The organism is Corallococcus sp. 4LFB (genome assembly GCF_046520365.1).
GTDB classification, from domain to species: Bacteria; Myxococcota; Myxococcia; order Myxococcales; family Myxococcaceae; genus Corallococcus; species Corallococcus caeni.
The window spans coordinates 1-442 of sequence record NZ_JBKGHJ010001242.1; the positions used below are offsets into that span (position 1 = coordinate 1).

Consider the following 442-nt stretch of genomic DNA (forward strand, 5'->3'; position numbering starts at 1 on the left):
CTGGGCGCGTACGCGCACCAGGAGGTGCCGTTCGAGAAGCTGGTGGAGGAGCTGAGGCCGGAGCGAGACCTGGGCCGCACCCCGCTGTTCCAGGTGTTCTTCAGCCTCCAGAACACGCCCGCGCAGACAAGTGACGCCGGTCCGAAGGAGTCGCTGGCATTGCGCCCCGTAGAGACGGAGGCCACGACCGCGAAGTTCGACCTGTCGCTGTCGATGTCGGAGACAGGGCAGGGGTTGGCGGCGACGCTGACCTACAACACGGACCTCTTCGTGGAAGGGACGGCGAAGCGGCTGCTGGGTCTCTTCGGAGTCCTGCTGGAGGAGGTGACGGCCCGGCCCGACGCACGAGTCGGAGACGTGACCCTGCTGCGAGGCGCTGAGGCGCAGAAGGTCCTGGTGGAGTGGAACCAGACGGCCGTGGAGTTCCCGCGTTCGGAGACGC

Annotated in this window: 1 protein-coding gene; it reads left to right on the top strand. The window is 67.6% G+C overall.

From position 1 onward, the window contains the following. Positions 1-442: condensation domain-containing protein (locus tag ACLEQD_RS45135; RefSeq protein WP_410392028.1), on the top strand; the 442-nt coding region annotated here is incomplete at both ends.